Raw genomic sequence first — 15,414 nt, 5'->3', positions numbered from 1 at the left:
GTCAGGATTGACGCAAAGAGTGATGGGAGGTAAAGTAGCTCCCACCACACTTAAGCTGATTGAACTCGTCATTTAATTGGTAGGACTAGAAGGTTTAACCTGATTTCGCATTGTTTCAAAACTGAAAGCAGCCCCGCCAAAGGTTACTAACAACACTCCCAGAATTTGCACGATATCCAAATTTTCTTGAATGATTAACCCAGCAAAAATCACGGTTAAAACTGGGATGCTACCACCGATGAGCGCCGAGCGTGAAGCACCTAGTTTACTAATACCAACATTGTTGAGTAAATAGCCGGCAAGAGTCAGCACACCCAAAATAAACGCGCTTAAAACCAGTTCCAGCATCTTAGAGGGGTCAACTACCAAGTTCCAACTGCCTGGTAAAGGTAGCATCAAGCAGATAAAGCTCAACAACAACATGGTAGCGAAGTTAATTAAAGTAAAAGTCACGGGATGCAGTTTGCTAGCACAAACCCGCGTCAAAATTATGTAGGCAGCAAAAGCTACACCTGAAAGAATAGCGGCGCTGCTTCCCATTGAAGTATTACCTATACCTATGCTGGGAGAACCTCCTAAAACCAACAATTCACCGCAGCAAATCGCGGCGATCGCAGCGATGCGGAATAGAGTGGGGCGATCGCGAAACAGAAACCACGACAATAGACCACTAACCATCGGATAGACAAAGAACAGTGCGATCGCCATTCCAGTCGTGACTTGAGCGATCGCAATGTAGATTAGTACCTGAGATAAAAACAAAAAGCACCCACTCACAATCGACAACAGTAAAATCTGCTTGGTAGCTGCATTAGCAGATGTGGGATTTCCTCGGACTGAAGCGGCCAAGTTTTCCAAGTCTTGCCACAATCGAGGATGCAGTATGGGAGACAACAGTACCATCAGTGGTACTACTACCATAAATCTTAGCGTCAAAATTAACAGAGTATTGCCCAAAGTCGGCCTTAGCAAGCGCTCTACCTCTAATACTCCAAAAATCTGGGAACCTTCGTGGAAAATTACCTTGATGGCTACGTTGTAAAGCGACGATACCACTGCCGATAAGACAATCAGCAAGAAACCAATTTGGAGCGGCGATAACCCTGAGGAATTGTGCGATCGGGATTCTGGAGGTTTTGCTTTTGGCTGCGACTCCAGCGCAGTTGGAGATGAGGATTTAGCTTTGTTCTGTGATCCGTTTCTGCGGAGAACAGAAGTTGGTTCAGCAGCGTTTCTCCTTTGTGAAGGTTGTATTGCTCTCGGCTGTAGCACGGATGCAGTCGGAGGCTCTGATGTAGTTTTGTTTTCCGGTAAGTCCTTATTGAAGACAGAAATTGGTTCGGTGGCATTGTCCTTTGGTGGCGGAACTACAGCAGCAGTCGGCTCTGATTTAGTTTCCGTTTGGGACAAGTCCCTACTGGGAACAGGAATTGGGTTCGCGGCGTTTTCTCTAACAGCAGTTGGCTCTGATTTAGTTTCCCTTTGAAACAAGTCTTTGCTGGGAATAGGAATTGAATTCGCGGTATTTTCTCTAACAGTAGTCGGCTCTGATTTAGTTTCCCTTTGAAACAAGTCTTTGCTGGGAACAGGAATTGGGTTCGCGGCGTTTTCGCTAACAACTGGAGGTTGTGATGTCGTTTCCCCTTGTGAAAATTTATTAGGGATCGGGGAAATTGGCTCAGAGGAATTTTTTATTATTTCGCCAAACGGTGGTGGGGATGTCTCAAAAGAACTGTTTTTCTCTGGCTCCGTAAACTGCAAAACAGTCGGTGTACCTGCTGTTGCTGGTTTGCGTGAAGTTTCTTTTATAGTTTTTTCTAGTTCTCCATGCAGGCGATTAACAAACTCCGCCAAAATCGTTTCCCCTTGCTGCTGCTGGCTATACATCCGTGACAACTGTTGGGAAAGATTACTTTGATAGTTCTTCAGCTCCTGTTGCAGCGAGTTAAAGGTAACAGTAACGGTATCATCCAGGCTGTCAAACATGTGTTCGACTTTTTCATTGATTTCACCTACTACATTGCTGCTCACTTCGGCGGACTTCAGCGCAGCTTGTTCGTAAGATTTGCCCTCTATGGTTTGGTTAGCTAAAGTTGCCAGAGAGGATTGCAGTTGTGAAGATATATGCTTTGCTAGAACTTCTGCCAGTTGACGAATTAACACTTGCTGCTCAGTGATTTGGCGCACTTGTTGTAAATGCTCTTTTTCCTCTACCAAGCTTTGAATGTCATCAGATAACCGATTTTTTTCTGACTGAAGGCGCTTTACGTCTTCCTGCAATCCTCTGAGGACATTCTGCTGAAGATTTTCTAAGTCTTCAACTACAGCCCAAAGAGCATTTTCTGCTGCTCTGGGTAGCTCGCCTCTAACTCTTGGGTTTTCTGGTTGCTTCTCGAATCGCCCCATTAACTTCTAACCTCTAACACCTTGACGATAAAGCTGCTTCCGGTACACTTTATTGGCGCTCATCCTAATTTCCTGTATTTTGTCAGATAAATTAAAAATTTTAACAGTACTTCCGCATTTCAACGTAATTCTGTCATACTAGACACAGCTTCGCAAAGCATCAAATTTGCTCTACTGCTTACTAGACGGTCTTCTCTTCAGCATTGACAAGTATTTAGTCAATTTAATTTCCATCAATATATTTGCCAATGAGATTTTTACTTTTAAAGAAATCTCATTCCAAATAAATATTTATTGTTTTGCTGCCAATAGTGATTGGCAAATACTTGCAGATGCGTGCGCGTAGGCGTAAATCGACTTATCGCCAAACACCGCCACAAAATTGTCTGACTTGCGAAACTAACTGTAAATTCGTATGGAATGTAACTTGTGTGACAGTTTACATCTCTAAATGAAGATTAAAGTATCTTTCTGTGGAAATTCAAAGTTACGCTATCCCCTGCACAACATTCTAATGAATTAGCAGCAATTCTGCAAAAGCACGCTTTTTTGGCGTTGTTGCAGTCTAGGTTTTACTTTGAGTAGATGCAGTAGAAGAAAAAGTTAGGAAAATATTAATAATTCTTAGAAGAATAAAATCCGGGCGATGCTAAAGATGGCAGCGCTAAGAATAGCACTCACGGGGATTGTAATTAGCCATGCGGCAGCAATGCCTTTTAGTGTTTTGAATTTAATCGACTTGATATTTTGCACCAGTCCAATACCAACTACACCACCGACGAGAGCGTGGGAGGTGGAGACTGGTAAACCTAGCCGGGAGGCGATGAGGATGGTGGTAGCAGTAGCAAGTTCGGCACAAAATCCACTACTAGGTTGCAAGGTAATAATGTTTTCGCCAATGGTGGCGATGACTTTTTTACCCCAGACAGCTAAACCAGCAACAATACCAGCACCACCAAGGATTAAAATCCAAATGGGGATAGTGATACCATCTGTAGGTACGCTACCAGTACGATTGATGTAGACGATCGCAGCTAAAGGAGCGATCGCATTTCCCACATCATTAGAACCATGAGCAAAAGCTACAAAGCAAGCACTTAGCAGTTGGAATCGCGCAAATAGGCGCTCAACGGGATTTTGGATTTGAGATTTAGTATTTTGGATTGATGGTAATTCCTGAGTTTGGGGTAAAAATTTTTTCTCTAATCCCCCTTCCCCCGTCTCCCCTAACTGTCGCCAACTAATGATTGTCAGTCCAACTGCTGCTACTGTACCCGTTAACAGTGGAATGTCGTAAGCAGGGATTGTAAAACCAAGCTCAATTACAAAATTGGTTAGTGGTTCAGTCAGCGATGGTAATACAATTACACCGAATACACCTAGCAGTACAGTACTCAACCAGGGAATCCACTCTTGTAACTGCACTACTTGATTAGGTTGATCCAAAATCCAGTACTTGATTTGACTGTAGAATAAAGCGGCGATCGCACCACTAATTAACGGCGTTAAAATCCAGCCAATAGTGATTAAGCCAATTGATGACCAATCAATTGCATTTACTCCCAAAGCTACCCAACTAAATCCGGCGATCGCACCAACAACCGCATGAGAAGAGGATACAGGTAAACTGCGTGATGTGGCAATTTGCAACCACACACCACAGGAAACTAGCACTGTTACCATCCCAACAACGAATATTTGAGGCGTAGCAGCGAATAAGGCGGGATTAGCAATTTTCGTCGCTAGAGTTTGGGTTACCTCATGCCCAAACAATACAGCACCTGTAAACTCTAATACCCCAGCAATTATTAGTGCCTGTTTGAGGGTAACAGCTCTGGAACCTACAGAGGTTCCCATTGCGTTAGCAACATCGTTTGCTCCGAGATTGCAGGCGACGTAGAAAGCTAGTAGAGCTACTACAACTTGGGTAATAAGCATTTTTTTGAATTTAACAAAAAGACGAGGGAGCAGGGAGAGCAGGGGGAGAATAATTGCTTCCTCATCCCCCTCATTTCCCTTTTAGGGATAAATTAAGATTTTATAAGTATCCGGTGTGGGTGCGATCGCAACTTCCACAGCCGCTGATAAATCTTTTAATGGATAGCGATCGCTAATCAATGCTTGCACGTCAATCTGCTGATTAAATACAATATCAGCTGATAGATTCTGAAGCCGATAAGATGAACTGTAACTGCCGATCAAGTCAATTTCTCGACGGTAGAGGATATTAGGATTGATCGGAATTTCCACCTCATCAGGGAATTCGGCGAAAAACAAGATTTTGCCACCTTTGCGGGTACAATCAAGTGCTTGAAAGAAAGCTTTATCACTAGGAACAGCCAGCAGGGTAACATCAACACCCAGTCCACCAGTTAGGGCATGGATTTTTGCTGGTAAATCGGGATCACGAGCATCAAAAGCCGCCTCTGCACCGACACTCAAGGCTTTTTCGATTCTAGAGGGTAGTAAATCGGTGGCGATCGCTTTTGCTCCGAAATACTTCACCAACATAATGAACATTAACCCAATTGGCCCAGCACCAGTAACTAACACAGTTTGTCCTGGGGCAATTTGGGCTTTTTTCACAGCTTTCAAGCAGCAGTTAGTCGGTTCTACAAAACTAGCTTCTTCAAAACTGATGTTATCAGGGATGGGAATTAACCCGCCATTTTGGACAATATGTCCGGGAACCTTGACATAATCAGCAAAACCGCCGCCACTGGCGTTAAAGCCTGCGGTTGTGGAGATGTTCTTGTAAACATCGCACATGGAGAAATTATCATTTAGGCAGTAGGCGCAACGCATACAGGGGATGTGGTGCATCACCGCTACCCTTTGTCCAACTTGCCAACCTTTGACATCATTGCCTAATGCTGCGATCATGCCGGCAGTTTCATGTCCAAAAATGCGCGGCGGTTCATACAGTGGATAACGAATTTTTTTAATATCTGACTGACACAACCCCACTACCCGCACCTGTACCAGCACTTCATCTGGTTCTAGGGTTGGAACTGGGATATCTTCGTAAGACAGTTGATTGACGCCTCTAAATACTTGTGCTTTCACGTTGGTTTTTCACCGCTCAACGATACTAGATGTAACATTTAGTGGCTCAGGTTAGGTTATCAAGTTTGGGATTTAATATTGTTTGTAAATCTTGGTGCTTCTCTACTGTACACAAGAATCTAGCACAGCACGATACATAATACTCAGTAAATAAATGAGAACACCTTACTCATAAAATCCTAACTCTTGGCTTTCGCCTATTAATTCATCTAGCAGTTGTCTACGTTTAGTATCCCTTTGCTGTTTATATTTTCTTAAATCCTCAAATTTCACCCGTCTATGAGTTCCTACCATAATATAAGGAAGCTCACACTGCTCTAATAATTTAATCAGATAGGGACGTGACACATTCAACAAATCAGCCGCTTGTTGTGTTGTTAGTTCGGGATTATGTGTAACTATAGATACATTTTTACCTAATGCCATTGCCTGCACTACTTGGCGTAATACACGAAATACAGAATCAGTAATAGTCATTTCTTCGCCGTTTGCTGTGACTAATATTAGTTGACTATTTTCCTGATTGAGTATGTGTTCAAGTTCCTTTATAGCCTCCGCTTCGCCTTCTGTAATCATGCTGGAATCAATAAGCAGATTTTGGTTAGATAGGAAGGTATTCATAAAGAGGGTTAGCTTGGTATTTTGTTTTTATTGTATTACACAAACGCAATAAACGAAATAAAAATCAAGCACCTATCCATATTCCAGGAGTAAAAAATAGATGATTTTTAGAGAGAGTATTCTTTATCTTTAGTAACTGATTTTTGTTTCTGGTTGTAATATTGTCTAACTCTTGCTGGTTCAATGTGTCTGAATATTTCTGAAACTTTTCCTAATTCTGCAAGTTTCAAAGCATCTTTAATTAAATAATCATTTTTTTCGTCATCTGATAATGGAATGTTATCGTAACGCTATATTATTTTTGAATATTTTCTCAAGATTTACTCCAAGACGGTAGCAATGACTATTCGCCATGCAACTGAAACTGACTTGCCTGCTATTGTGGCAATTTATAATGCTGCAATTCCTAGCCGGATGGCAACCGCTGATTTAGAGCCAGTATCTGTGGAAAGTCGCCTTCCTTGGTTTAAGGCGCGATCGCCTTCACAACGCCCACTTTGGGTAATCGAAGTAGAGGGAGTAATTGCTGGATGGCTTAGTTTCCAATCCTTTTATGGGCGGCCCGCCTATAGTACGACTGCCGAAATTAGTATTTACATAGCCCCTAACTTTCATCGGTGTGGTTTGGGACGACAACTATTAGCACAAGCAATTAGCGAAAGTCCTAGTTTGGGTTTAAAGACTCTAGTCTGCTTCATTTTTGCCCACAATCAACCCAGTTTAAAACTTTTTGAAACGTTTGGTTTTGAGCATTGGGGACATTTACCTAAAGTTGCCGAAATTGACAGCGTTGAACGCGACTTAGTAATCATGGGACTCAGAATTATTGACATTCCCACAGCTTGAAGTTGTGGGATTGCAAGGTTTGAGTGGATCTGTTCATTGCCGATATATCTATCCAAATACAACGGCGAAATTCGCTATCTTTGTCTATCTGAATCATCCTATAGTAATCCGATTTGATTCCTGAATTACTCGTGAAGACCGGGGACTGGGGACTGGGAAGAAGGAATAAAAGTGTACTGAGTTTTTTTCAAAAATCAAATATGAGTCTTATATACTGCGATCGCTTCAATTAGTTGCCATAGTAGGCAAATGTAGAGACGCGAAATTTTGCATTTCTAAACATTTGTTAACAACGCTGTAACTGTGTTAACAACACAACAATTTCATCAATAGCTTGGCGCACAACTGTTGTCGGTTGTTCCGATTGATTCACGATAATACTAAAAACTAATGGCTCATATTTAGGCGCATTTATATATCCAGATAGAGAAACTACACCCGTTAACGTACCTGTTTTTGCTTGCACAATGCCCTCAGCAGAGGTGTTTTCAAAGCGGCCCTTCAAAGTTCCACTTTTACCCGCCACGGGTAAAGATGCGCGATATACATATGCTGCTGGTGTTCTTGCTATTCCTCGCAAAGTTTGTACAAAAGCTTCTGGTGTCACTAAGTTACGACGTGATAAACCCGAACCATCCACTAAAATATAATTTGCTGGATTAACTCCCAATTGAGTTAAACTCGTTTTGACAACTTCTAAACCGACATCAGCGCTAGTCTGATTTTTCATTCTGGGTTTTTTTACAGCTAATGTTCTCAGAAGTGCTTCAGCATAAAGATTATTACTATTCTGAAGAGTTTCCATTAATAATTCAGATAAAGGTGGCGACTCTACAAATGCTATTTCCTCTTGATTAACGCCACCACTTACTACTAATGTTTGCCCCAAGGTAATTTTTTCTGTTGCCAAAGCAGTACGGAAGCGCCGTAAGAAGTAATAATTAGGGTCAACTACAGGCAAATCTATTAAAGACGGTTCAGAATTTGTTGTCAGTTGTCCTTGAATTCGTAATACTGTTCCTGATAATTCGCGGGTAACGTTAACGTAGCTTGGTTGATTTTGGGCAACGGTTACTGACTGATTAATTGTCCGCCACTGTTTCGCCTCGCCAGCATCAATCCACAGCACTTGTAAAGATTTACCTACAGCCTGTGGTACAAGTTTTAAGCTAAAAATATTTTGATTTAGAATAAAGCTGCTGACTGGTGCGCCATAGTCTGACTCCACATCTTCCCATTGCCAGGTAGGATTAACAATATCCCCTTGAATATAACTATCATCAGCTATCAACTTCTGAATTTGGGTAATACCTTTCTGTTTTAGCTGATGTGCCAATGTTTGCAGTTGAGTATCATTTAAGCTGGGATCTCCCCTACCGACAACACGTAAAACACCATTGCCATTCTGATAAATTGAAGTGCGAATCCGAAAATTAGCACCCAACTGCTGCAATGCAGCTGCCGTTGTCAGCAACTTGAGGTTAGACGCGGGAGTAAAATATTTCTGAGCATCCCGACTGTAAAGAGTTGTCCCGGTTGACAGGGGTTGCACCAAAATTCCCCAGCGCCCCCGACTGAATAAGGGACGATTGATTACAGCATCTATAGCTGTTCCCAGTCGGGTAGAGCAAATTGATTTTGTGGTAGTTGTTGGTGCAACTGGGGTTTGTGCTTTCGCAACTCTAGAACTAAATCCTATCTGGCTAGTCAAAAATATTAACAAAACACCCAGTGGTTGATTTAAAATCTTAAGTCTCACCAATACTCCTTATCCTAAAGATAGATATTTTTATCTTGCTAACAACTTCTTTCCGGAGAGAGAAGAATTAGCTCAGTAAAGTTACTTAATCAGTATAAGGAAGATGTTTGCATATTTCATAGGTGGGCGATGTCTACGACGGGCTGCGCCTACGCACAAACATAGTTTATGGGACTACAAAATAGAAACGTAAGTCAACCTGAATATACACAAATACGGAATCGAGGCAATGGTGTGAGTACATTTTTATCTGGTGTAGCTGTATTACTCTCTACTTTGGCTTTAGGATGTAGCGGCTATGTAGCTTACGAAGTTTTCATGCTACGGCAGACACTAAATGCCAATAATACAGTCACTAACACCATTCCTATTCAAGTGCCAAGTCGTACAGCTACAACTTCTCCCCAAGCTACGGCTTCATCATTGCCAGCCACTGCTACAACCTCAGCAATTAGCCCTGGTCAATTTGTGCAGCCTGCTTTTGGCAAAAAGGCAGAAGTTGAGTTACTTTCAGCAAAGCGAATTAAAGATCCAGAAACTGGAAACCGTGATGTGGTAAATGTGCAAATGCGTATTCGTCGCCTTGCCACAGACGGAGTTGTTGGTAGTGATATTATATCGGTTGCTAGTACAACAGCTCGCAATCCTGACACTAGCGTAACCTACAAAGGAGTTGCTCTTAATCGCTCAACAGGAAGCGTTTCTTTGTTCCAAGTACGTCCACAAGCCTCCGCAGATGCTTATATCTGGCTAAGAGTTCCCGATAGTATCAATAATTTGGACATTTTTGTGCCAGATACAGCCGCATTTAAAAATGTATCAATTTCTAATTAGTGGTCTATTGGATTAATTTTGATAACGTGCAAGATTCCCGACTTCATGAAGAAGTTGGGAATCTGAAAAAATTAACTCAAACAAAATTATTTCATACTCTAAATTAGCAACCCCAATTAAAGATGGTAGATGACTGAGGCTGCAACTCAAAAAAGATTACTCCTCTTCTTCCTCTTCTTCCTCTTCTTCCTCTCCGAACACTCCGTCTATAAGTTCCTGTGCGCGTTCGTCTGAAATCTTTAAGGCTTCCTGAAGCTCAGAGATATAATCTTGTTCAGCTTCGGGTACTTCTTCATCAATGCCTACCACTAAGATAGCTGTGATGTATGCAGCTTCGCGATAACGTTTATTGGGTAAGGATTCGATGGACTGAGCGATTAAATCTTCTGGTTTTTCTTCTTCAATCAAGCTGACGACTTTTTCGTTCAATTCTTCAAAGTCTTCATCGGAGTAATCTTCAAACAAGTCAATTTGACTAAGAAATTCACTCAAAGCATATTCTTCTGTTGAAGAAATACCTTCACCATCAGCCCCTGCGGAAAACAACCCAAGGATTGCGATCGCAACTTCTGGTTCTAGAGCAACTGAATTGGTGCTACGGTCTTTGGGCAAATTGCGTTTAGACATAATTATCCTTTAAAAATTATGTAATATTTCAGGAAGTAATACCTTACGGTTTGTAATTCTTCCTCTTATGATTCCCAAAAGAATGGGGAGAAATACATTGGTATGAATCTTTTTTTCATCAAAAATCCGCCGAGGATACATTCCTCGGCGGATAAAAACGGTTAAATTTTCTTGAATTATCAAGATTTTTAGGACTTTGACCTCACTTCCATTCCTCTCTCCTCTTAGGAGAGAGGCTTTGAGGCTTACTCCCCAACGCTAGCAGGGAAGGGGCTGTTCTTGTTAGGTCTTTATTAGACTCAATCAACTGCAAACTGATATAATCCCGTCTTTACAAGAGTTCTATCATTTCTCTATTTACTTCTTATCTCTAGGATAATATTGGCATTTAGTTTAGGACTTACGCACACTCTCCGAATTATCGGCGCTCTTGGCGTCTTGGCGGTTCGATAAATTAAGCTTTTTAGCAATTTTTGCGTAAGTCCTGTTAAGCTTTTTAGCAATTTTTGCGTAAGTCCTGTTAGTTATCACCCAACCTATGCCAATAAAAAAGAATGTGGCTAAAACACTCAACAATAAAGATGCATAAAACGGATGGGGTGGATTCTTGGGAGATATCGCCGTTAAAGGTTGGTTGATTTTGTCGATGTGTTGGACGATTATACCAGAGGCGATCGCACCACCGCCAAAGCCTATACCTAATATTTGGATGTTATTATTTAAGATGCGATCGCGTTCTGCTTGTTCTGTTTCTACTATACCTCGGATAGTAGAAACCATCTCTCCAAATATTTTTTGACCTGGAGTGAGATAGTTAATATCTGTTTGTATTTGTTCTTGCCATTTCTTGCAGTCCTTATTAATAAAATCTTGCCAAAATTGGGGACTCTTTCCGTTACCAATAGTTTGAATATTATCTAAACAAATTTTGTAATTAGTAATATTAGTAGTAATTGCTGTGTGGTGCGTTTGTAAATCTTGCAAGCATCTGGTGTAGTCAAAGTTTTTTTTGAAAATTTCTCCCATTAACTTTTTTAAGCCAGCTAAGTCTGCTAAGTCTATTGATTTTTTTGATATCAGACTGTTAAATTTTTGGATTTTATTTTTTTCTAAATCGCTGTAAATTTTTCTTGCGTCTCCGTAGCGTTGACGAGCTAGTTGATAAATATAAAGTATTTTGTGGTAGCTCACGAGTAAACTTCGCAACTGGTCATAGGCTTTTCCTGCAAGTGTTCCTGTTGAAGCTTGACTATTATTAATGACTATTAAAATATGACATTGTTTAGCAGGATTATCTGGTTCATCGGGGTCAATTGCTTGGTATTTAAATAAAAGACTACCAAACAGTTCTCCCTGTTGTTTTTCTACAGGATTTAACTTTGTACCGGCTACTAACGCTTTGGCAAATTTCTCAGCTAGTACATCACAATCTTCACTTGGATCTACTTCTCCATAAATCCATAATGTTTGTCCTAAAGATGCTTGAATATTAGATGGTAGTAAAGAACTTGACTTAAAATGTTGCAGTTGTGGTATATCTATCGAGATATTTGATGGTTCTGGAACCAGAGTTAAATCAACTGCGTAGGTATCGTTAAGCAAGAAAGGCTGAAGATTAGCATTAATTTTAAAGCCTTCTGTTGTAGGGAGACTACCCAAATCTAAAGTTCCCGAATCAGTTAACCATTCTGTTTTTCTTCCTTGTTCCCGCTTCGGGTCGTATTTACCATTTTGATAACAAATTAATTTTGAGCGTAAATCTTTCAACCCAACAAAAGTCAGCGAAGTTTCACCCACTTTTACCAGATTTTTCCACAAGAGATTAGCACATGGCACAACTTCATCGGGAAGTTCAGTTAGGGTATTGCGTAAATGAAAAGCATAGAGGCTAAGGCTGAAATTCTTCACGATTTTTGATTGGATTTTGTATTGTCAGATAAAGGAGAGTTCTTTTTTATCGTATTTTCTAGAAGTTCCTTAGATGATTCACTAGGTTGATTGACTGGAGTTTGTGATTTACTATTCGCTATTCCTAAGTTTTTATCTAAATCAATAGGAGATGCAGCACTGAGTGATTGCAGATTTTGCTTGTAAGCTTCTAGAAGTTGACTACGGGATTCTGGTTTCAACCAATTTTCTATGATTTCTGAGATTTCCTCATCGTCGTCTGGTAACTGACTAGGTAGTTGCTGCAATTCATTCCAGTCTTGAGTTGGAATCAATTTCGATTGAGAGTCAAGCACTTGAATAAAAGCTAAAATGCTATTTTTATAAACTGACATTTTCTAAACTCCTTTACCTATGTTACAAAAAGCAGCCCAATAAAAAGGTGATTCAAAGGGTTTGGTTGAGGTATTTTCATAATTATAAAAGTATCGATTTATTTCTATCTGGCAAACTATACTTAGTGAGGATTTACTCACCCAATCTTGAAATTCTTTGACATTTGTATTTTTTAACCAACGTTGTGCTCTATTTAAAGCTAATACAATATTACTTTTCTCCTTTAGCTCTTCGTAAAATTTTATCATCAATAAAGCTGTAGCTGTAGCATTGACAGTCCAAAGGCTACTAACTACATTGGTGCTACCAGCTAACAAAAAACCACTGGGTAAACCAATGTATTCATCACTGGTGCTTGTGAAGTCAGTCAAACCAGTTTCGCAAGCAGAGAGAGTGACTAGGCGACAGTTTTCTAGTTTGAAGTGAGTAATGATATCTGCTAAAGTTAAGCATTTTGTCAAATCCACTGCTATATCTTCATCTCCAGGTACAGGTATATAATGTTTATAATCTACCTTAACTGACTCTGAAGAGACAAAACAATCTTTTAATAGTAATGCTGAATTTTCGGGATAATTAGGGTTAAAGTATCCATGACAGAAGAAAAAAACACAATTAGCTTTCAGCAATTTTTCATGTAGTGTGACATTGTGAGGATTTTCATTAATACAGAGAATTGCTGATTTTTTGGCTTGGTCTTGCTTCAAAATCTGATGTTCAATAAACTGTTTCTTAATGGCTGCAACTGCTCCTAAATCTCCTTCGTATAAGTTTTGTGTGGGATTTTGGATGGCAAATAAAGATTTAAAATCAAGATTCTGACGCAGTTGGACTTGTTGGAGAAGTTGACAACTGGGTGCATAGCTTACACCTTTGGGGAATAAGTCAATTAGGTATGATTCTTTAACAGGAAAAGCGTGGAGAGGAAACAGGTGTAAGTAGAGATGAGGAATAAAAATTAATCTGTAACATTTGGGTATTTGGTATAATATTTCCTCAATATGCAGAATTTTTGATAACTTTTTTAGGCGTTCTTCTAGCTGATTCTGCCATTGGGCTTTATATTGTTGGTCTTGCGGGTTGTAGTAGTCAATCAAATATTCATTTGTCCAATCGATTAAGGCATTTAAGTCTTGTTGACTAGAATGCCAGATTGCTGGTTTATCATTGTCGCGGGTGATGATGAAAGCCCGAAAACAATCATTAAAAATGTACCATTCGATGATTGCTGTTTCGTTATCTAAGAGGTTTTTAATTTCTGAAAATTGGATGCTGCTACCAATTGAAGGCAATTTTTCTGGACTCGTTAATGTTGCTTTGGTTAACAGTTCTACTAAATTGCGGGTTTTGCTACGTTCAATATATTCTATGCCTCGGTATCTCTTGCCAATGCTAGGCAAACTTCCACCATGCGTATATAAAGCTGATTCCATTCTTCTGCTTGTTTGTGCTTGGCTTCTTCGCCAGAAGCAATTTCAACCCGCAAAGCTTCTACTGTTTCTATTGCCTTAACAAAGATATTGTAAGCTGAGTTAAATTGTTTTTCGTCTTGGTATAACCTGCCGAGATTTAACAAAGTTTCTGCATGGTCTTGAGGAAAGGCGCTGCGGGTTCTAACTTCGAGTGCGTCTGTATAAGCCTTGACCGCTAATTCAATATTCTCGGCTCGTTTTCCTTTTATTCTGTTACGGTAAGCAATCCCCAGATTATTTTGCGTCATTGCCCAATCAACAGGAAAGGCGCTCCGGGTTCTAACTTCGAGTGCGTCTGTACAAGCTGCGATCGCTTTTTCAATATTCTCGGCTGGTTCTCCTAATATTCTCTGAGCGTAAGCATTCCCCAGATTATTTTGCGTCGCTGCCCAATTTTCCGGAAAGGCGCTGCGGGTATAAACTGACAGTGCGTCTGTATAAGCAGCGATCGCTAATTCAATATTCTCGGCTGGTTCTCCTAATATTCTGTCACTGTAAGCATTCCCCAGATTATTTTGCGTCCTTGCCCAATATTGGGGAAAGGCAGTGCGGGTGTAAACTTCGAGTATGTCTGTATAAGCCTTGATCGCTAATTCAATATTCTCGGCTCGTTCTCCTAATATTTTGCTATCGTAAGCATTCCCCAGATTATTTTGCGTCGCTGCCCAATTTTCCGGAAAGGCGCTGCGGGTATAAACTGACAGTGCGTCTGTATTAGCCTTGATCGCTAATTCAATATTCTCAGCTCGTTCTTTTAATATTCTGTCACGGTAAGCTTCCCCCAGATTATTTTGCGTCGCTGCCCAATCTTTAGGAAAGGCGCTCCGGGTTCTAACTTCGAGTGCAGCAGAGTAAGCTGCGATCGCACTTTCAATATTCTCGGCTGGTTCTCCTAATATTCTGTCACGGTAAGCAATCCCCAGATTATTTTGCGTCATTGCCCAATCAACAGGAAAGGCGCTGCGGGTTAATACTTCCAGTGCCGCAGAACAAGCTGCGATCGCACTTTCAATATTCTCGGCTCGCTCTCCTAATATTCTGTCACGGTAAGCATTCCCCAGATTATTTTGCGTCCTTGCCCAATCTTTAGGAAAGGCGCTGCGGGTTCTAACTTCCAGTGCAGCAGAACAAGCCTTGAGCGCGAATTCAATATTCTCGGCTCGTTCTCCTAATATTCTGTCACGGTAAGCATTCCCCAGATTATTTTGTGTCCTTGCCCAATCAACAGGAAAGGCGCTGCGGGTTGTAACTTCGAGTGCAGCAGAATAAGCTGCGATCGCTTTTTCAATATTCTCGGCTCGCTCTCCTAATATTCTCTCAACGTAAGCATTCCCCAGATTATTTTGCGTCATTGCCCAATCAACAGGAAAGGCGCTGCGGGTTCTTACTTCGAGTGCGTCTGTACAAGCTGCGATCGCTTTTTCAATATTCTCGGCTCGCTCTCCTAATATTCTCTCAACGTAAGCATTCCCCAGATTATTTTGCGTCATTGCCCAATCA

At 40.8% G+C, this 15,414-nt stretch carries 11 protein-coding genes and 1 pseudogene; 2 read left to right on the top strand and 10 right to left on the bottom strand.

From position 1 onward, the window contains the following. Positions 1–72: 72 nt before the first annotated feature. From V7L29_RS30850 to V7L29_RS30835, 4 genes are all read right to left on the bottom strand, one after another. Positions 73–2,406, bottom strand: a complete 2,334-nt coding sequence (locus tag V7L29_RS30850; protein ID WP_334737882.1) for an EamA family transporter — start codon at positions 2,404–2,406, stop codon at positions 73–75. A gap of 624 nt (positions 2,407–3,030) precedes the next feature. Beyond that, a complete protein-coding gene (locus V7L29_RS30845; RefSeq protein ID WP_334737881.1) occupies positions 3,031–4,344 on the bottom strand; it encodes an inorganic phosphate transporter in 1,314 nt (437 codons plus the stop codon). 81 nt (positions 4,345–4,425) lie between these two features. Beyond that, entirely contained in the window at positions 4,426–5,472 is a 1,047-nt protein-coding gene (locus V7L29_RS30840) for a zinc-dependent dehydrogenase (RefSeq protein ID WP_334737880.1), read from the bottom strand. A gap of 165 nt (positions 5,473–5,637) precedes the next feature. Beyond that, positions 5,638–6,093 carry a helix-turn-helix domain-containing protein gene (locus tag V7L29_RS30835; protein ID WP_334737879.1) on the bottom strand — a complete coding sequence of 152 codons (456 nt, stop codon included), beginning with the start codon at positions 6,091–6,093 and terminating at the stop codon, positions 5,638–5,640. A gap of 339 nt (positions 6,094–6,432) precedes the next feature. On the opposite strand from V7L29_RS30835, the gene V7L29_RS30830 reads away from it, so the two are divergent. After that, positions 6,433–6,939 (top strand): GNAT family N-acetyltransferase, encoded by a 507-nt coding sequence (locus tag V7L29_RS30830; protein ID WP_334737878.1) that lies wholly within the window; start codon positions 6,433–6,435, stop codon positions 6,937–6,939. Positions 6,940–7,225: 286 nt separating this feature from the next. Here V7L29_RS30830 and dacB read toward each other — a convergent pair whose 3' ends face one another. Then, complete coding sequence (gene dacB, locus V7L29_RS30825; RefSeq protein WP_334737877.1) at positions 7,226–8,698, bottom strand: D-alanyl-D-alanine carboxypeptidase/D-alanyl-D-alanine endopeptidase; 1,473 nt, start codon at positions 8,696–8,698, stop codon at positions 7,226–7,228. A 234-nt stretch (positions 8,699–8,932) separates the two neighbouring features. Here dacB and V7L29_RS30820 point away from each other — a divergent pair, with 234 nt between their 5' ends. Then, complete coding sequence (locus V7L29_RS30820; RefSeq protein WP_334737921.1) at positions 8,933–9,532, top strand: hypothetical protein; 600 nt, start codon at positions 8,933–8,935, stop codon at positions 9,530–9,532. Positions 9,533–9,688: 156 nt separating this feature from the next. Here V7L29_RS30820 and V7L29_RS30815 read toward each other — a convergent pair whose 3' ends face one another. The 5 genes and pseudogenes from V7L29_RS30815 to V7L29_RS30795 all read right to left on the bottom strand — a co-directional run. After that, a complete protein-coding gene (locus tag V7L29_RS30815; RefSeq protein WP_334737876.1) occupies positions 9,689–10,159 on the bottom strand; it encodes a tellurite resistance TerB family protein in 471 nt (156 codons plus the stop codon). Positions 10,160–10,552: 393 nt separating this feature from the next. After that, a complete protein-coding gene (locus V7L29_RS30810; protein ID WP_334737875.1) occupies positions 10,553–12,067 on the bottom strand; it encodes a hypothetical protein in 1,515 nt (504 codons plus the stop codon). Next, positions 12,064–12,441 (bottom strand): hypothetical protein, encoded by a 378-nt coding sequence (locus V7L29_RS30805; RefSeq protein ID WP_334737874.1) that lies wholly within the window; start codon positions 12,439–12,441, stop codon positions 12,064–12,066. The genes V7L29_RS30810 and V7L29_RS30805 overlap by 4 nt, the downstream gene beginning before the upstream one ends. 3 nt (positions 12,442–12,444) lie before the next feature. Continuing rightward, on the bottom strand, positions 12,445–13,875 hold the full coding sequence (locus V7L29_RS30800) for a CHAT domain-containing protein (RefSeq protein WP_334737873.1): 1,431 nt from the start codon (positions 13,873–13,875) through the stop codon (positions 12,445–12,447). Further along, positions 13,809–15,414: pseudogene (locus V7L29_RS30795) on the bottom strand (CHAT domain-containing protein); the annotation flags it as partial. The gene V7L29_RS30800 and the pseudogene V7L29_RS30795, both read right to left, overlap by 67 nt.

It is taken from the genome of Nostoc sp. (genome assembly GCF_036916575.1).
Taxonomy (GTDB): domain Bacteria; phylum Cyanobacteriota; class Cyanobacteriia; order Cyanobacteriales; family Nostocaceae; genus Nostoc.
Note: the sequence above shows the minus strand (reverse complement) of the source record. Positions and strands in the feature narration are given on the sequence as shown.